Genomic DNA, 17,420 nt, shown 5'->3' on the forward strand with positions numbered 1-17,420 from the left:
CCACATACTGACGATACAAGTAAGGTCCGGTGCGGCCCGGATTGCTGTGACCATACAGGCCAATCACCGGCGTACCGACTGTCACCGCCATATGCGCGGGTCCGGTATCCGGCGCCAGCACCACAGAGGCTTGCTCCAGTAACGCCAGCAGTTGCTTCAGATTGGTTTTGCCAACCAAATCGATGATGTCGGTTTGTGCCTGCGCTTTAATTTCCTGCGCTAATTGCTGTTCCATCGCGGTTGGCCCACCACACAGATAAACACTAAAACCCTGAGTAGCGGCATAGTCAGCGATCGCGGCATAACGCACTGGTAGCCAATTACGTTCGGCTTTGGAGGCGGCCGGACAAATCACCAGATGGCGTGTCGTGGCAGTATTCAGCTGTGTTTTGGCCCAGTCACGGTGCTCATCGGTGATGGGCATTTGCCATTGCGGTTTATCCTGCGGATTTTGTAAAAACGGCACGCCGAGATGACGGGCAAAGCCGGCAAAACCATCCAGCACGTGCGGCTCTTGCTGCGGCGCGATGCGTTCGCGCATAAAGAGAGCATGCAGTTCTTTGGCACGTGACCAGTCAAAACCAATTTTGCGCCGCGCCGGAATAAACAGCGATGCGACATTAGCCCGCAGCGCCACCTGCATATGCAACAGCACGTCAAACTGCTGGCCTCTGAGTTTGTTGCGTAAATCCGTATAGGCGCCAAGACCGAGCTTTTTATCAAACACAATCAGCTCAACGCCGGGCAGGTCTTTTAGCAGCATCGCTTCGACTTTACCGATGATCCAGCTGATTTTGGCTTGCGGATAATACTGCTGGATCGCCTGTACGACCGAGACGGCATGGCAGACATCGCCAATCGCGGACAAGCGCAAAATACAAATCGATTGCAACTGCTGCGGTGCCTGCAGCGGGAATGCTGGAGCGGACATCAGGCTCTACCCTTTGATTTTTTTGATAATGGCGCTGGTAGAACAACCATCGACAAACTGCAGCACTTTGACTTCGCCACCGGCTGCCAGCACTTCACGCGCGCCGACAATAGTCTCAACAGTGTAATCGCCGCCTTTAACCAGCACGTCCGGTTTCACCTGTAGGATCAATTCAAGCGGTGTGTCCTGTTCGCTGGGGTTATCGCCAAACGGCAGCACCCAGTCGACCGACGCCAGACTGGCCAGCACAGTGGCGCGTTCTTCCAACGGATTTACCGGTCTGCTGTCACCTTTTAGACGTTTGATGGAAGCATCTGAATTTAACCCCACCACTAAGCGATCGCCCTGGGCTTTGGCTTGCGCCAGATAACGCACATGGCCGGCATGCAAAATATCAAAACAGCCATTGGTAAACACAATGCGCTCACCATTTTGTTTGGCAAATTCAATATGTTGCAGCGCTTTATCAAACGGCGTCAGGTAAACATCGCCTTGCGAGAACAAATGCGAGTTTAGTTTCGCTGCCAGTTCTTGTGGCGACACGGTCGCAGCGCCTAATTTGGCAACGACCAGACCTGCCGCCAGATTGGCGACTTCCACCGCTTGCGGCAGCGCCATCCCAGCGCCCAGCATCACAGCCAAAGTAGCAATTACGGTATCACCGGCACCGGTGACGTCACTGACCTCCAGTACCTGCGCCGGGAAATGATGGTGCTCACTGGCGGTGATCAGCGTCATGCCCTGTTCAGAGCGGGTCAGCAGCATCGCCGCGACCCCGCAGCGTTCCAGCATGGCACGGGCGGAGCTGAACATGGCAGCTTCTGAGCTGGTGTCGCCACCGGCTAAACGGAATTCTGACAGATTGGGCGTGATGATATCGGCGCCGCGGTACACCGCTAAATCCGCTTGTTTTGGGTCGACCAGTACAAACTTGCCGGCCGCTTTGGCGGTCGCGATGATGCGCCCGACCGCAGCCAAAGAGCCTTTGGCGTAATCGGACACCAGCACAAAATCATAGTCCGGCAGCAGGGCTGCCACTTTGTCGGCGAGGGCTTCTGCCTGATTGCGGCTGAAGTTTTGTTCGATATCCAGTCGTACCACTTGCTGGTGGCGTGAAATAACGCGCATTTTGGCAATCGTCGGATGCTCGTCCTGCGCCAGTAATTCAGAGCGAATGCCGTCGGCAGCCAGAATTTGCGTCAGACTGTCACCGTTGTCATCGCGGCCGACCAAGCCAAGTAAGCCGACATGCGCATCCAGATGTGCGATGTTGCGGGCCACGTTGGCTGCACCACCGGCCTTGTCTTCAATTTTGCTGACGCGAACCACTGGCACCGGTGCTTCCGGCGAAATACGCTGCGTATCGCCCTGATAATAACGGTCCAGCATCACGTCGCCGACTACCAGCACCCGCGCTTCTGACAAATGATTTAAACGACTGATATCAATCATAAAATGCTACTCAATCCGCCAGAACCAGGTCCAGCGCTTCACAAAGCCAGTGACCAATAAACATATGCATTTCCTGAATGCGTGCGGTTTCGTCGTAGTTGACGATGATGGGGAGTTGCGCAATGTCTTTGACTTTACCGCCATCGCGGCCGGTCAGCGCCACAGTAAAGGCGCCCAGTTCATTGGCGGCAGCCAGCGCCAGATTGATATTCGGGCTTTTGCCGGAAGTGGTGAGCCCGATGACGACATCGCCGGCGCGGACCAGACCACGCACCTGACGTTCAAACACGCTGTCAAAGTGATAGTCGTTGGCGTGCGCGGTCAGGATCGAAGTGTCTGTGGTCAGGGCAATCGAAGCCAGTGGACCCCGTTCCGCTTTGTAGCGCACCATAAATTCGGCGGCCAGATGCTGACTGTCGGCAGCACTGCCACCATTCCCCATCCACACCACTTTGCCACCGGCTTTAAGACAGGCTACGACGGCATCCAGCAACTGCTGGCTTTGCGCGGCATATTGTTCGGCAACAGCAAAAACTTCGCGGTGACGGGCCAGCGCAGCGAGAAAACTTGGGGTCTGACTCATGCAATATGTCCTTCAGAAATTGGTTCAGAACGGCCTAACAGGCGGAAAATGTCTTTAAGCACTAACTGCAGCCCGGGTTCAAACTGTTGCGCCGGCTGCAGCGGCTTTTTTAATGCTTTATGGCATTGTGCCACGATGTCGGCTTTGGCTAAAGTCGCGGGATAAATCAAACCTTCAGCAGCGCAGGCTAACACGCGGTCGGGCTGATCGCCGGCCACCGGCACTGCGACAATATTTTTACCCAGTACTATGGCCTGTCCCATCATATCGCCGCCGCCACTGACAATCAGTGTGGCCTGATTTAATAAGGTCATCAGCTGTTGGTTTTGCATTGATTTGACCACGGTGACGCAGTCAGTGGATGCCAGCTCACCGCTGAAGTTGCCACCGGCAACCAGTAACGCCGGTTGCTCCGGTGTCGCAACAGCCAGCGCCGCCTGATAAAACTCTTCGGTGGCGCTACGGCCCTGTACCTGATGCCCGCCGCCGCCGGCCGCCCAGACGCTGTAGGCTTTGCCATGCAATTGACTGAATTCGTCTGGTAATCCGGCTTGCGGCGCGCTGAATACCGGGCCGGTGAAAATCGGTTCATCCTTGTGCAGCAGCCGCAGTTTGAAGCGCTCCAGCGCGGTCAGATCACCATCGACAAACTTAAACTGCACTATCCAGTGTGCATCCAGCGCACTTAAACGCCGTAGTGCAAAACCTTTGGCGCGCTTTTTCTTATGTTGTGAGACAAACACCACTTTGGCGCCGGCTTTTTTTGCCGCGCGGGCCTGGGAGGCTCGGCCTGAGCAGTCAAAAATCACCATGTCCGGTTTCAACTGCTGCAGCAACGCATTCACGGCCGCTTTTTCTTTGGTGGCAGAGTTATTCAGCAGATGGGTTTTAAACGGACAGCTGGCAGCGATGGGGGCATGCCGGTTCAGTACAAACTGAATATCCAGCGTTGGATCCTGCTTGATTAAAGCTTCGGCAATGATCAGCGAACGCATATATTCGCCGATGCCTTTAGGGCTGGAGACGGGCAAAAACACAATTCGGGGAGCAGCAGTTGTCATACTTGTCTGACCTTAGGCAAAGTTGACGTCAGTATAACGGAAAGGCGGTCCATCAAAACAGCAGCAAATGACCATCACGCTGCACGTTGATATGCAGGTCCTGTTGAATACGTTGTTGCCATAACAGCGCAATTTGTTCCAGTTCGCCGCGTTGTTGCAGGATTTTAGCCGCTTGCTGCCAGCGTTGTAGCAGCTGAGGGTCTGCCGCTTTGGGCATGATCAGATAAACATTACTGCTGCGCAGCGTCATCGCCAGTTTCGGAGCAGCTTTCTGTTCGGTTTGTTGACGCAGGGCATAGGCCAGTTCGAGACTATCAGCAACGATGGCCTGCACCCGGCCATTATGCAGCATCTGTAAATTCTGTTGATGGCCAGTGACCGCCACCAGATTGGTAAAACCGAGTTGAACCAGATAACTTTCCCGCACATCCCCACGTACGACACCAATGGCATTGAGTTTGCGCAGATCAGGCAGGCTTTTCAGCTGTAACTGACTTTGCGCCGGAACATACACCTGCCAGCGTTTTTGCAAAACAGGCAAGACCCAATGGTATAGATGTTCGCGTTCTGCAGTGCGGGAAAAACTAAACAACAACACATTGTTTTCCTGTTGTGCTGTCAGCATCGCGCGGCCTTCCGGCATGATCTCGAGTGGACTTTGGTCTTTCAGCTCTGCTTGCAGCGCCTGGACCACGTCGACCACAAAGCCATCAGGTTGACCGCCGGGGCCAATAAAACTGGCCGGCGGTTCATCAACGGTAATAATCCTTAGCGGAGACTCAGCAGCCCAACTAGGGCTGGTCGCCAGTACATACAGCAACCACAACCAGCGACCAAACTTTTGCATAGACTGAATGGACTGATATGAAGACTTATCAGCAGTCTAGTCAGCATTTTTGGCTTCGGCAAAGTCAGCGGTTGTTTACTCCTGCACTGATTTGCTGGCGGGCAACGAAGTCCAGCACTGTGGCGTTGATACAATAACGGGGCAAACCGCCGGGTCCGTCCGGAAAGACGTGGCCCAGATGAATACCACTGACTTTGGCGCGAATTTCAGTTCGTTCCATGCCGTAGCTGCGGTCCGGCAATTCCACCACACTGCCGGCCACCGGTCGGGTGAACGACAACCAGCCGCTGCCGGAATCAAAACGATCGCGGGTGTCAAACAACGGCAGGCCGCTCAGTTTGTCGATAAACACCCCGTCCGGGGTATTCTTGAAAATTTCATATTGTTTGCAAAACCGGCTGTCGGTGCCTTTATCAAAAGCGACGTTGAAGGCCTCCGAGTCACCGAGCTGAAATGCGCCCAGCGCCTGATAAAATTCTTTTGGATTCAGATAACCCTGATGGCCAAACACTTCTTTGCCATCCTGCAAAAAATACAGGGTTGGCGTAGCAAAGGTTGGCGTGGTCAGCGTCAGGCCCTGTAACTGCGCACTGGTGCGAGTCGTCACCGGAATAGTGCCGCGATACTGTTCCAGCACGTCTTTACGGAATTTCTCGCAATAAGGGCAATAACCTTCCGCCTCCAGCACCAGCAGCTGCTTGCCTTTGAGCAAAGCACTATTGTCGGTTGCAGCCACTGCAGTGGGCGCAAAGCGCACGCCGGTGCTGTGATCCGGACAATATCCATCCGGATTCTTCACTAAATAATCCTGGTGATAGTCTTCGGCCGGAAAGAACTCGCTGAGCAGTTTAATTTGTGTGGTGATGGCGCCAAAACCGGCGGCACTCAGTAACTGCTGATACTGCGCTTTGACCGCCTCAGCGAGTGCTTGCTGACTGGCGTTTTGCACCAGAATAATCGAGCGGTATTGAGTCCCCACATCATTGCCCTGACGATTCAGCTGTGTGGGATCGTGCTGCTCAAAATAGACCTGCAGGATCTGGCGTAACGACACTTTAGCCGGGTCAAAACTGACTTTGACCACTTCGGCATGATTATTCGGGTCCATCCGCCGCGCCGTTGCCGTGATAGCGCGGTAGGTGGGTTCCACGCCTTTACCGTCGGCATAACCGGATACCGCATTGAGTACTCCGGGGATGGCGGCATAACGTTTTTCCGCGCCCCAGAAACAGCCAGCCCCCAGCACTATGCTGTCTTTTTGCATACTGGCCTGCGCCGGGACGGCTTCAGCCGCGAGTGCAGCAGGGGAGCACAACAAAGTTAAACCGCAACAAGCGGCAACGAACATAGAAACGACAGTGCTACGCATCACAAATCTCCGGCCAACGCCATTCGGTAGATACCTATACGTGTAGACCGGCTGAATAGTGCAATCTGTGCAACGGACAGAAAAGAAAAGCCCGGCAATGGCGCCGGGCTTTTGGAGTTACGAGTGATTTACTGTCGGACTACAGCGGTCAGAACTTATAACTGACGCCTAACCGGGCAGCACGCGGCGATGCCGGCGTGATATTGTTATTGCTATGCGCGGAAGCGTAATAGGTTTTATCGGTCAGGTTTTCCAGATTCAGCTGTAAGCGCAGTTCAGGCATTGGCGTGTAAAACACTGCCGCATCGACACGGGTGAAACCCGGTAAAGTCACCAGATTATCAACCGCAACAAAAGCCGAAGATTGGCTGACGACACCCAGACCTGCACCCCATTGTTCGTTGATCTGATAACGGTTCCACAATGAGAAACTATGCTCAGGCACCTGGCTCAGCTGTTTGCCTTTTTGTGCGGCTGGCGCCAGGATCTCGCTGTCCTGAAATGCATAACCGGCAACAAAATCCCAGTGCGCACTGAGTTGGCCATTCACTTCAAACTCAACACCGTTAACCTGCTGGCCATCGACCAGAATCGACAGCGTCGGATTGACCGGATCTGTCACAGCCACATTGGTGCGGTCGAGCTGATACAGCGCGGTCGCTACCGACAAGCTGTCGCTGATATCCCATTTCACACCGAATTCGTGGTTGATAAATGACTCCGGATCCAGAGCGGCGTTGCTGATAGTCAGCGATGCCATTTGCTCACCGGCGCGCGGGACATAGGCTTTGCTGTAATTCAGATAAATCGACACATCTTCGACCGGTTTATAAATCAGACCGGCGCGTGGCGACAGCAAATCATCTTCGCTTTCGATCACGCTGCCATTGCGATGGTTTTCCAGTTCGACCTGGTAGTCGTCATATCGCAGACCCAATACGGCCTGCCACTGTGGCGTGATTTCAATTTGGTCCTGTACATACACCGCTTTGGCTTTGGCATCGCTGGTGTTGTCTGCATCTGTCGCCGAGGCGCGGAACACGATGTTACCGCGATAAACCGGATTGGCCAGCGTGACAAAAGCTGCAGTGGCAGTGGCGCTGACATCAGTGAAATAACCGGTCAGCCGCACGTTATCGGTGTCTTGCTGATTCAGCTCAGCACCGACCAGCATTTTGTGGGTGACAGAGCCGGCTTTCGCTTCGAAAGTCAGATCGGTTTGATTCATCAGGTTTTTGCGATCGGTACCACTGGTATAAGCAGATACCGCAACACGACCATTGGCCGGCGTGTAAGCCCCCGGAAACACATTGCCATAAAACTTGTCGTAGTCGGCGTAGCGCGTCTGGTTGACCAGCAGAGCACCGCTTAAAAACTCGTGGCTGAGTGTGGCAGAGACTGCATCTACTGTAGCGGTTGAATCGCTCAGATCCGGGTTACCGATAAAAGTCGCGCGGTTGATTTGCAGCGGTTTATTGGTCGCCGGGTCAAACGGGATGCCGCGATCCGTAATACGCTCATCGTCAAAATGTTCATAGCTAAGTGCCAACGTGGTGCGATCAGCCAGGCGATAGGTCAGGGTCGGGTTCACTGCCGACCGTTCCAGCCGGTAAAAATCACGATAGCCTTCAGAATCTTCGTACATGCCGGTCAGTCGCACTGCCAGTTCGTCGTTGACGGCATAGTTGTAATCGCCACTGACACGGGCTTGCTGCCACGAACCGATAGACGCATCGATGCCGCCGGTATCTGACCAGTTGGCCTGTTTGGTCACACGGTTAATCAGACCACCAGCGCTGCCACGGCCGAAAATCATACCACTCGGGCCTTTTAACACTTCGATGCGCTGTACGTTGTATAAATCGCGCAGGTATTGCACGTCATCGCGCATGCCGTTGATGTAGAAGTCGGCGGTCGAAGTATTGCCGCGGAAGATCGGTGCATCGCGGTGGCCTTCGCCTTGCGCCATTTGCACACCCGGCACATACCGCACCACATCGGCCATATTCTGCATGGCCTGGTCGTCGATTTGCTCTTCGGTCAGAACCGTAATGGCCTGCGGAATATCGCGCAGCGGCGTATTGGTTTTAGTCGCTGTGCTAATGGCTTCGACTTTGTAACTCTGAGCTTCACCTTTGACTTCAATATGTTCGATTTTCTTCGATTCATCATCAAGGATATCTGCGGCGAAAGCGCTGCATGGCAAAGCGGCAGCAATCAACGCAACACGGATTGCTTGGCTAACAGGAGATAAGGACATTGAGAACAAGGCTGACATCTGAGAACTCCGGCGGATTAACCTTTCTTTACTGCGTAATATAACACGAACCATTCTTATTTAGAATGGCATTGTGTTTTACGCGAAGCACGAGCCTTGCGATCAGCGCTTTGGTGGGAAAAAGTCAGCTCACTGGCAAAGCCAAGACACAGCCAGTATGATCGGGTTCTCCATTGCAAATAGACGGAAGCCGTTTTGTCCCGACTGGCCTTAGTGTGTTACAGCCTGCTGATGTATCTGCTGCGTCCTGTGTTGTTGCTGCTGTTTGTCTGGCGTAGCCGCGCTGATGCTGCTTACCGGCAGCGTTTTCTTGAGCGCTTTGCGTTACAACCAATCCCGGTACAGCTTCAGGGCGGATTGCTGGTGCATGCGGTGTCGATGGGTGAGGTGGTGGCCGCTATTCCGTTAATTGAAGCTTTGTTACGGGATTATCCGGCGTTACCGCTGACGGTAACCTGCACCACGCCGACCGGCTCTGCACGTATTCGCCAGCATTTTGCTTCTTATCTTCAAACTGGTCGGGTTTATCACTGTTATCTGCCGTTTGATACGCCGGGCGCAAACCGACGCTTACTGCAAAAACTGGCGCCACAACTAATCCTGTTGCTGGAAACCGAGTTATGGCCGAATTTACTGCGCACAGCCAGCAGGCATCAGGTCCCGGTTTTGCTGGTCAATGCGCGTTTGTCGCGACGTTCAGCCCGGGGTTATCGCCGGTTTGCCTGGTTGGTCAAACCGATGCTGCAACAGCTAACGGCGATTCTGGCTCAGGATGATGCTACTGCGATCCGTTTTAATGTGCTGGCGGGCTGTCAGCATTCTGCTGTACCGCTTGCCAGTCGTGCCGGCAATTTGAAATATGATATGCGTATCGCGCCGGATCTGGTAACGAGAGCCGAGGCGCTTCGTGCGGATTGGGGCGCGCGGCCGGTATTGGTCGCTGGCAGCACTCATGCCGGTGAAGATGAAATCATCCTCAGTGCTTTTGCCCAGATAAGGCAACATCAGCCAGACTTATTGCTGATCTTAGTGCCGCGACATCCGGACCGGTTTGACAGCGTCGCGCGGCTCATTGAAGCACAAGGCTTGAATTATGTGCGGCGTAGCCGTGATAGCCAGATTGTGGCTGACACTGCGGTGTTGCTCGGCGACAGTATGGGCGAACTGATGTTGTGGTATCAGGTCGCGGATTTGGTGTTTATCGGTGGCTCGCTGATCCCGCATGGCGGGCATAATCCGCTTGAAGCCATGTGTCTGGCGAAACCTGTGTTATCTGGCCCCCATGTGTTTAATTTTGCCCAGGCCTATCAGCTGTTGTCGCAACAAGATGCGGTGCGTTGGGCGGCGGATGCTGAAGCGTTGAGCCAGCAAGTGCTGCAGCTTCTGGCTGCGCCAGCTGAATGTCAGCAACTGGCGGCGGCTGGTCTGCAGTTGTATCTGCAACAGGGCGGCGCGACAGCACGAATTCTGGCGCAGGTTGCGCAATTGGCGATGGCCACGCCGGCGGTATTGCCTGGCGAATTGCGTTGGTCTGCGCCGCAGTTACCGGCTGAACTGCAGACGGCTTCGGTGTTTAACTCCACTTATTGGCAAGCGCAGCAGGCTGTCACCGGTCATTCTGTCGGCCGCAATACGGTGTATTTTGTCCGCGCTGCCGGGGCTGAGACTGACTGGGTACTGCGGCATTATTACCGCGGTGGTTTGATCGGCAAACTAAACCGCGACTGGTTTGCACCTGTGCCGGTGGCGACGAGCCGCGGTCTTGCTGAATTCCGCTTATTGTTGTGGATGCGTCAGGCCGGGCTGCCGGTGCCGGCGCCGGTGGCTGCCCGTTATCAGCAACGCGGCTTTGGCTACAGTGCTGATATTCTGCTGGAGCGGATCCCACAGAGTCAGGACTTGTATCATTATTTACAGCAGCAGGCTTTGACTGCCGCACAGTGGCAGCAGCTTGGCGCGCTGGTAGCGCAGTTGCATCAGGCTGGTGTTTATCACTCAGATTTGAACTGTCACAACATTCTGCTTGATGCTGCCGGACAATTTTGGCTGATTGATTTTGATAAATGTGCACGGCGTAAAGGCCAGCACTGGTGGCCTGAACCGCTGGCGCGATTGCAGCGCAGTTTGCAAAAAGAGCTGGGTCTTAGAACCGTGTTCCATTTTACCCCCGAACACTGGCAGGCGTTTGTCGCCGGCTATCAGCAAAACATCGGTATAAATGCCCGAATCCATTGATTACATTGCTCAACCACCAATAAAAAAGCCGCAACAAACATGCGGCTTTTTTAATCCTAGCTGACTGGTTACTGATGGCTGGTTGTCAGTGTCAGACCTGCGACTGCGGCATAACCGTACAAACCGATATGGTAAGTCCCTGCGGTTGGGTTGGTGAAGCTGCAGCTCTCGGTACTACCGGTTTTGTATGGACGGCAGGTATAGCTGCTCAACGTTGGCTGTGAACCCAGACGAACATAGAGGTCAACATCACCGGTGCCACCGGCAGTATTAATAGTCAGCGTGGTGCGGCCTGCCGGCACTGTCAGGGTGTAATATTTCCAGGCGCTTTTCGCCACCGAGATATTCGGTGTGGTTGAAGTGACTGGTGTAGTTCCACCGCTGGTACCACCAGCTGCTTTAGTCACAGCAGCCGCAGCATCAACAATACCGCTACCGCAGTTACTGCAGGTTGCCGGAAAGGCGCGGGTAGTGGTTTTCAGGATAGATTCGATTTCATCCGGTGTTGCCGTTGGTTTTTTCTGTTTGATCAGAGCTGCAACGCCGGCTACATGCGGGGCTGCCATTGAAGTGCCTTGTGAGTAGCCATAGCTGTCTGAACCCGGCGTTGTTGTGCCTGTGTTGTAGGTTGAGAGAACGCCGTTGCTATCGTTCGCTGAGTTCATGGCGCCACCTGGTGCTGCCACGTCAACCGAAGTACCGTAGTTAGAGTAATAAGCCCGACCACCATTACGGTTGGTCGAAGCGACGTTCACCACGCCACTACAGTTGCCCGGGTTATAGTTGTTGGCGTTGTCGTTGTCATTACCGGCAGCAATAACAACCACAGTACCGCGTGAGCGTGCGGAGTTAATCGCAGCCTGAGTTGTTGAGTCGCAAGCGCCTGAACCGCCTAAGCTCATATTGATGACCTTAGCAGGGTTCGCGTTGGCCGGAACACCGGCGACTGTTCCGCCTGATGCCCAGATAATCCCGTCAGCGATATCCGAGGTGTAACCACCACATTTACCTAAAACACGAACGGGCACTACTTTGGCTTTATATGCGACACCAGCGACGCCGCTGTTGTTATTGGTCACTGCAGCGATAGTGCCAGCAACATGGGTACCATGCCAGCTGGAATCTTGCGCTTGTGTCGGCTCACCGCCACCACAGGCGCCAACAGCCACCCAGTCACCAGGATCTTTCGGATCGCTGTCACGGCCACTGCCATCGTTGCCGATGAATGAATCGGAGATCATGTCATAACCTGGCAGAATGTTGGCATTCAGATCCGCGTGTGGGCGATAGCCGGTATCGAGTACGGCTACAACTACGCCGGAACCATCTGCCTGATCCCATGCCGCTGGCGCGCGCAAGCCACCGGTATTTTCGTAGTAGTGCCACTGGTTGTTGTATTGCGTGTCGTTTGGCGTAGCCATGATTTGTAACAGCCGATCTTCCTCAACCTCGCCAACGCTTGGGTCATTTTTCAGCGCTTTGATCATGTCAGCCTTTTCTTTTGCGCTGAGGCGACGCTCGGCGCGGACAATATGCCGGCCATTCACCGCACTGGCGCGGACATAATCCAGCTCAGAACCGGCCAGCACGGACAGTTCCTCTTCAATGTGTTGCTGCACATTGATTTGTTCATCGGCGAAACTCTGTGACATCAGATCCGACTTGGCTGAGCCTGTGGCATTGCCGGTCTGTTTGTAGGTCAGGATAAATTGGGTATTGGCTTCAGAGGCTTGTTTGGTATCCGCCAGAATGATTTCTTGAGCGGCGACTGGGGGCAGCATCAATGCTGTCAGGGTTCCAATGGCGATTTTATGTAATTTGAATTGTTGCATTGTAAGTTCTCAATAACGACATGTTGTAATTGCCTGGACAGTACCCGCTATAGTTTTTTGCTGTTGTAACGGACGTACAACGCTGTGCTGCGGGCAGGGCAATAATTCATCAATGCATTAGTGCTGTAAAGATAACTAAATTAACATTTGGTTATATAAATGGGACTCGAAGAAAATCAGAATGCACTGAAATGGTGCAATTCATTGGCAAGGATCGCGCTACAACCGGCATGACAGCTACGAATTATTACAAATAGTTACAACTGTAAAATTATAGCTGTCGGGAATAAGTTAGATTTAAAAGGTATAAAAAACACGAATGTTTCTGGCGTTTTTGTCATGTTTGGCTGTTAAAGCCTGTCTGGAGTTTGCCTTTCGGGGCAATCCACCGGACAATAGCCGGCTTTTAGCGCGATACTGCCTGTAGTGGCGCTGAACCTTCCATTCAGAGGTAAAAACCAGATGCAGCAGTGGGATGTGATTGTGATTGGCGCCGGGGCCGCCGGCTTGTTTGCAGCGATTGAAGCCGGTAAACGCGGTCGGCGGGTGCTGGTGTTGGATAACGGTAAAAAGATCGGTCGGAAAATTCTGATGTCCGGCGGCGGGCGTTGTAATTTTACCAACATCTATGCCAGTCACCAAAATTACCTGTCGCAAAACCCGCATTTCTGTAAGTCTGCTTTGAGCCGCTATACCCAATGGGATTTCATTAGCCTGGTGCAGCAATATCAAATTCCTTACCACGAAAAAACACTGGGTCAGCTGTTTTGTGACGACAGTGCCAAAGACATTGTCGAGCTGTTAAGTAGCGAATGCCGCAAGGCCGGCGTACAGATTGCGCTGCAGCAGCAGATTAGTAGTGTTTCGTACAGTAATGGCTTGTTTCAGCTGGTGACGCCGGAGTTGACGCGGACTTGCCAGAGTCTGGTGGTCGCGTGTGGTGGCCTGAGTTTGCCGAATTTAGGTGCCACCGCTTTTGGTTATCAGCTGGCAGAGCAATTTGGCCTGAACGTTTTACCAGTGCGCGCGGCGCTGGTACCACTGACTTGGCAACCGGCCGACAAAGCGGTATTTGAAGAGATCAGTGGCGTCGCACTGCCAGTCACTGCTGAAGCGAACGACGTGGTGTTTCCGGAAGATATGCTGTTTACCCACCGGGGTCTGAGCGGCCCGGCGATTCTGCAAATTTCGTCGTTCTGGCAACCTGGCGATGAATTGTTGATCAATTTACTCCCTCAGCTCGATTTGTCGGCGTTTTTGCAGGAACAACAGCAAAAACATCCGGATCAGGAACTGAAAACTGCGCTGGGAAAAGTGTTACCGAAGCGTTTGGTTGAGAAGTTGTTAGAAATTAAAGTGATCAACAATCAGCCACTGAAAGCGCTGCAGCATAAATCCATCGCAAATATCAGCCAGACTTTGCATCACTATGTATTCAAACCCAACGGCACCGAAGGCTATCGGACTGCCGAAGTGACGCTGGGTGGTGTTGACACCAACGAGCTATCGTCTAAAACGATGGAAGCGAAAAAGCAGCCGGGTCTGTATTTTGTCGGCGAAGTGATGGACGTCACCGGCTGGCTGGGTGGGTATAACTTCCAGTGGGCCTGGAGCTCGGGCTGGGTTGCCGGGCAGTATTGCTGATGGCCACTGTGAAAGCCGGCCCTGACTGGCTCAGTCGCAAATTGTCGGCTCGTTGCCAGCAGCAAGAGCAGAAACTACGTGAAGTGCTTCAAGCGCTGTGGCCACTGTGGCAAGCACAAGGCTGCAGCGGTTTTGCTTATCAGCTGCAGTTTGAACATTTTCCGCAAAGCTTGTTGGTTCATCTGGTGGCGCCGGCAACGCAACGTGAGCTGTTGCTTGGCCTCTTACCCGGCTGGCAATTACAGCTGCAGCAAGCCCTGTTAAAAAAGGGCATTCTGCTGAAGCCGCCATTGCGTCAAATCAGCGTCTGCAGCGAATTGCCGGTAGTCGATCGCCGAAGTATGCACCTGTTCTGCACCGATCAATAGGGTAGCACGCTACCATCCCAATGCAGCAATGCACCGGTTTGCGCCGGTGTCAGGTCTGCCACAGTCGCTGCCAGTCGTCGTGCGGTATCCGCAGGATGTTGTAACTGTCCGGCTGGCAGATTGCGCTGAAACGGCTTCGACATCGAGGTATCTGTGGTGCCCGGATGCAGCGCCACCAGCGTCGCCTGCGGCAGTGAACGCTTCAGTTCAATCGACGCACAACGCACCAGCATATTCAACGCCGCTTTACTGGCACGGTAGCTATGCCAGCCGCCGGCCTGATTGTCGGTGATACTGCCAACCTTCGCTGACAACCAGCATAACTTCACTTGTGGCGACTTGCTCAGCCATGGCCAGACTGCCTGCAGCCACAACGCTGGTAATACCGTATTCACTTCGAATGCTTGACGTAAACCAGCCGCGCTGAGCTGACGGATACTTTTTTCCGGCTGCAGCTGGTCCTGATGCAGCAGACCCAGGCAGCAAAACACCAGATCTACCGGTTGGCTGAAGACGGTTTTCAGCGCTTCATGCAGCGGCGACTGTGGTTGCTCCAGCATCTCGGGCTGATATAAAAAATGCTGTAACCCCGGCAGAGACGTATCTGCCAGAGCTGCACGGCTGAATACCGACACCTGTGCCTGTAGATGCAAATAATGAGCGGTTAGCGCTGCACCGATCCCGCCGTTACCACCCAAAATAACTATGTGCATTTGCTGCCTCCGTTTGCTGCCTTTACACAGTTACGTAGCAGCACTCGCTTCGATCAGGGCTTCGGCGTCAGTAAAAATTGCAACGGAATGTCGAGGCGTTTGGCCCAGGCCTGCTCCGAGTGATCTGTGCCTGGGAAAAACCGGCTTTGCCATAGCGCCGGTGGATATTTCAACTGCTGCATTAGCTGGTCGACTTGTCGTTGCAATGGTGGGTAGAGCGCATCCAGCGTTTGGTCACCATGATCAAAATACACTTTATGCTGGCCAGCTTTTGGCAGGTTGTGTTGCATGTAGCTGAGAAAGGCAGCTGGTACCGGATTTTCTTTATCCGGGAACACACCTGGCCAATGTGTCGATAAACATCCTGCGCCACCAAATACCTGCGGATATTCACTGATGGCATACATCGAAATCAGGCCGCCCATGCTGGAACCCATCACAAATGTATTAGATTGGTCGGTTAGTACCGGGAAATGGCTATCGATATAGGGCTTTAGCTCTGTGACCAGAAACTTTAAATATGCATCTGAATACACCTCGCGCTGAAACAGTTTTTGACCGGGCTGACGATCTAACTGGTAGAAATTTTGCCGAGTCTGTGGTGTTAAACTCTGGAAGGGGCGCTGCGGGAAATATTCAGCATGCCGGTTCAGATCAGCATTATGCACACCGACCACAATAAAAGGCCGGGTTTTGCCGCTGTTGATCAGAGCCTGAGCGGTTTCATCAACCTGCCATTCCTGTTTGTTCCAGGTACTGTTGGCGTCAAACAACATCTGGCCATCGTGCATGTATAACACAGCGTACTTTTTGGTTGCGCTAAATCCGGCCGGTAGCCAGATATCGATATGGCGCTGTGGAACCAGTTGTGATGGGAAGTTTTCCAGCCGTTGCAGACTGCCCTGACTGACTTGCGGCAGTGCCTGCGAAAAAAAACTAAAAAGAGTAAACAGCACCAGCAGAGACCTACGCATAAAACCCTTCCCGCACAAAAACTATCATTGTCAGCAATATAGGGGATCTTACTGCCAGATAAAGCTGCATACGAATGCATCGCCTGTAAAGCTGACGTGGCGCAGAACGCCGGTGTTTTAACAATATCGCTTGGCGAATTGGCAGCCTTGACTATAGTAAAAAGGTTCAGGCAAACACCGCAGGAGGGATGCTATGGCAACAATCTCGGAAAATGCATATCGGATGATTCGTTCGCACGCGATTGATCCGGTCGAGGCAGAACAGTTTTATCAGCAAGGTCTGGCCTATTTCGGCTCTGATGCATTGTTTGCGCAGTGGCTGACTAATGCCAATGCTTATACGATGGGACAGGCACCTATTAATGCTTTATCAGCAGAAAATGGCATCGCATACCTGACCAGCCTGATGGATCGGATGCAGGATGACTACTAATCCGGTTACTCCGGAACGGGTCATCAAAAACAATAAAGGCGGCCGAAGCCGCCTTTATTGTCCTAACCACACCGGCCCCAACAGCCGGTTCCCAACCTGGTTTGTGTAACCCGACGCTTAAAACGTTAGGCGTACAGCCGGTCGAAGATATTCAGGAACGTTGGTTGCCGTTCAATATCCAGCGGCGGTAAATGTAAGCGGCTGGCAATATCACGTGCACTGATCACACCGCGGATCTGATGGTTTTCCAAATCGATGACGACGCAATATGACTCACCATTGTGTTGCAGTGTATTCAGCACATCGCCGACTGTGCAGTATTGGATCTGCTGATAAGACAATGCGATCAGATTTTCGCGTGACCGCATTAAATCAACCACTTGCAGCTCGCTGGCTTTAAGATCTTTGCTGACATGCTGCATGATGTTTTGGGTCGATAGCTGTTCAGTGCTAATCAGACCAATCATCTCTTTGTGCGCATCAACCACCAATTTAAAGGTGCAATGTTCATGCGTCATCATATCCAGCGCTTCCAATGCATTGGTTTCAGCATCGAGGATGGCCGGTGCGCTGTGACGGAAGTCATTAAAGATCTGCAACGCAGGTGATTTTAACGTGGTGTCAGCGAATTCAGTTGGTTGGATCAAGTGGTCGATATGATCAACGGTATAAACGTTTAACTTTCTCATACATGCCTCAC

Annotated in this window: 15 protein-coding genes; 4 read left to right on the plus strand and 11 right to left on the minus strand. The window is 53.1% G+C overall.

The window, feature by feature from the left end; translation table 11 throughout:
* From ACFFJP_RS00530 to ACFFJP_RS00560, 7 genes are all read right to left on the minus strand, one after another.
* Positions 1-931: glycosyltransferase family 9 protein (locus tag ACFFJP_RS00530; RefSeq protein WP_377239348.1), on the minus strand; the 931-nt coding region annotated here is incomplete at its 3' end.
* Between the two features lie 6 nt (positions 932-937).
* Positions 938-2,383, minus strand: coding sequence for a bifunctional D-glycero-beta-D-manno-heptose-7-phosphate kinase/D-glycero-beta-D-manno-heptose 1-phosphate adenylyltransferase HldE (gene hldE, locus ACFFJP_RS00535; RefSeq protein WP_377239349.1), 1,446 nt, complete (start codon positions 2,381-2,383; stop codon positions 938-940).
* A gap of 10 nt (positions 2,384-2,393) precedes the next feature.
* Complete coding sequence (locus ACFFJP_RS00540; RefSeq protein WP_377239350.1) at positions 2,394-2,966, minus strand: D-sedoheptulose-7-phosphate isomerase; 573 nt, start codon at positions 2,964-2,966, stop codon at positions 2,394-2,396.
* Positions 2,963-4,027: a hypothetical protein gene (locus tag ACFFJP_RS00545; RefSeq protein ID WP_377239351.1), complete on the minus strand. Its 1,065-nt coding sequence runs from the start codon at positions 4,025-4,027 to the stop codon at positions 2,963-2,965. The genes ACFFJP_RS00540 and ACFFJP_RS00545 overlap by 4 nt, the downstream gene beginning before the upstream one ends.
* A 52-nt stretch (positions 4,028-4,079) precedes the next feature.
* The gene (locus ACFFJP_RS00550) at positions 4,080-4,874 is read right to left on the minus strand and encodes a substrate-binding periplasmic protein (protein ID WP_377239352.1); all 795 of its coding nucleotides are present in this window, start codon (positions 4,872-4,874) and stop codon (positions 4,080-4,082) included.
* Positions 4,875-4,938: 64 nt separating this feature from the next.
* On the minus strand, positions 4,939-6,243 hold the full coding sequence (gene msrA, locus ACFFJP_RS00555; RefSeq protein WP_377239353.1) for a peptide-methionine (S)-S-oxide reductase MsrA: 1,305 nt from the start codon (positions 6,241-6,243) through the stop codon (positions 4,939-4,941).
* 148 nt (positions 6,244-6,391) lie between these two features.
* Positions 6,392-8,521, minus strand: a complete 2,130-nt coding sequence (locus ACFFJP_RS00560) for a TonB-dependent receptor (RefSeq protein ID WP_377239354.1) — start codon at positions 8,519-8,521, stop codon at positions 6,392-6,394.
* A 195-nt stretch (positions 8,522-8,716) separates the two neighbouring features.
* On the opposite strand from ACFFJP_RS00560, the gene waaA reads away from it, so the two are divergent.
* Positions 8,717-10,756, plus strand: coding sequence for a lipid IV(A) 3-deoxy-D-manno-octulosonic acid transferase (gene waaA, locus ACFFJP_RS00565; protein WP_377239355.1), 2,040 nt, complete (start codon positions 8,717-8,719; stop codon positions 10,754-10,756).
* A gap of 68 nt (positions 10,757-10,824) precedes the next feature.
* On the opposite strand, the gene ACFFJP_RS00570 is transcribed toward waaA, so the two are convergent.
* Complete coding sequence (locus tag ACFFJP_RS00570; RefSeq protein ID WP_377239357.1) at positions 10,825-12,588, minus strand: S8 family peptidase; 1,764 nt, start codon at positions 12,586-12,588, stop codon at positions 10,825-10,827.
* A 462-nt stretch (positions 12,589-13,050) separates the two neighbouring features.
* Between ACFFJP_RS00570 and ACFFJP_RS00575 the strand changes: the two genes are divergently transcribed.
* Complete coding sequence (locus tag ACFFJP_RS00575) at positions 13,051-14,232, plus strand: BaiN/RdsA family NAD(P)/FAD-dependent oxidoreductase (RefSeq protein ID WP_377239358.1); 1,182 nt, start codon at positions 13,051-13,053, stop codon at positions 14,230-14,232.
* Entirely contained in the window at positions 14,232-14,600 is a 369-nt protein-coding gene (locus tag ACFFJP_RS00580) for a hypothetical protein (protein WP_377239359.1), read from the plus strand. Before ACFFJP_RS00575 ends, ACFFJP_RS00580 begins: the two co-directional genes overlap by 1 nt.
* Here ACFFJP_RS00580 and ACFFJP_RS00585 read toward each other — a convergent pair.
* Both ACFFJP_RS00585 and ACFFJP_RS00590 read right to left on the minus strand, forming a co-directional pair.
* Entirely contained in the window at positions 14,594-15,313 is a 720-nt protein-coding gene (locus ACFFJP_RS00585; protein WP_377239360.1) for an SDR family NAD(P)-dependent oxidoreductase, read from the minus strand. The two genes, ACFFJP_RS00580 and ACFFJP_RS00585, sit on opposite strands and share 7 nt — an antisense overlap.
* Before the next feature lie 53 nt (positions 15,314-15,366).
* Positions 15,367-16,287: an alpha/beta hydrolase gene (locus ACFFJP_RS00590; protein ID WP_377239361.1), complete on the minus strand. Its 921-nt coding sequence runs from the start codon at positions 16,285-16,287 to the stop codon at positions 15,367-15,369.
* Between the two features lie 193 nt (positions 16,288-16,480).
* Here ACFFJP_RS00590 and ACFFJP_RS00595 point away from each other — a divergent pair, with 193 nt between their 5' ends.
* Positions 16,481-16,720 carry an antitoxin Xre/MbcA/ParS toxin-binding domain-containing protein gene (locus ACFFJP_RS00595; RefSeq protein WP_377239362.1) on the plus strand — a complete coding sequence of 80 codons (240 nt, stop codon included), beginning with the start codon at positions 16,481-16,483 and terminating at the stop codon, positions 16,718-16,720.
* A gap of 125 nt (positions 16,721-16,845) precedes the next feature.
* Here ACFFJP_RS00595 and ACFFJP_RS00600 read toward each other — a convergent pair whose 3' ends face one another.
* Positions 16,846-17,409, minus strand: a complete 564-nt coding sequence (locus ACFFJP_RS00600) for a CBS domain-containing protein (protein ID WP_377239363.1) — start codon at positions 17,407-17,409, stop codon at positions 16,846-16,848.
* Between the last annotated feature and the right edge of the window lie 11 nt (positions 17,410-17,420).

Source organism: Rheinheimera tilapiae (assembly GCF_042432165.1).
GTDB lineage: Bacteria > Pseudomonadota > Gammaproteobacteria > Enterobacterales > Alteromonadaceae > Pararheinheimera > Pararheinheimera tilapiae.

Coding starts and splice junctions, on each gene's coding strand:
- hldE (WP_377239349.1), bottom strand. CDS start 2,383: ATGATTGATATCAGTCGTTTAAATCATTTGTCAGAAGCGCGGGTGCTG.
- ACFFJP_RS00540 (WP_377239350.1), bottom strand. CDS start 2,966: ATGAGTCAGACCCCAAGTTTTCTCGCTGCGCTGGCCCGTCACCGCGAA.
- ACFFJP_RS00545 (WP_377239351.1), bottom strand. CDS start 4,027: ATGACAACTGCTGCTCCCCGAATTGTGTTTTTGCCCGTCTCCAGCCCT.
- ACFFJP_RS00550 (WP_377239352.1), bottom strand. CDS start 4,874: ATGCAAAAGTTTGGTCGCTGGTTGTGGTTGCTGTATGTACTGGCGACC.
- msrA (WP_377239353.1), bottom strand. CDS start 6,243: ATGCGTAGCACTGTCGTTTCTATGTTCGTTGCCGCTTGTTGCGGTTTA.
- ACFFJP_RS00560 (WP_377239354.1), bottom strand. CDS start 8,521: ATGTCAGCCTTGTTCTCAATGTCCTTATCTCCTGTTAGCCAAGCAATC.
- ACFFJP_RS00570 (WP_377239357.1), bottom strand. CDS start 12,588: ATGCAACAATTCAAATTACATAAAATCGCCATTGGAACCCTGACAGCA.
- ACFFJP_RS00575 (WP_377239358.1), top strand. CDS start 13,051: ATGCAGCAGTGGGATGTGATTGTGATTGGCGCCGGGGCCGCCGGCTTG.
- ACFFJP_RS00580 (WP_377239359.1), top strand. CDS start 14,232: ATGGCCACTGTGAAAGCCGGCCCTGACTGGCTCAGTCGCAAATTGTCG.
- ACFFJP_RS00585 (WP_377239360.1), bottom strand. CDS start 15,313: ATGCACATAGTTATTTTGGGTGGTAACGGCGGGATCGGTGCAGCGCTA.
- ACFFJP_RS00590 (WP_377239361.1), bottom strand. CDS start 16,287: ATGCGTAGGTCTCTGCTGGTGCTGTTTACTCTTTTTAGTTTTTTTTCG.
- ACFFJP_RS00595 (WP_377239362.1), top strand. CDS start 16,481: ATGGCAACAATCTCGGAAAATGCATATCGGATGATTCGTTCGCACGCG.
- ACFFJP_RS00600 (WP_377239363.1), bottom strand. CDS start 17,409: ATGAGAAAGTTAAACGTTTATACCGTTGATCATATCGACCACTTGATC.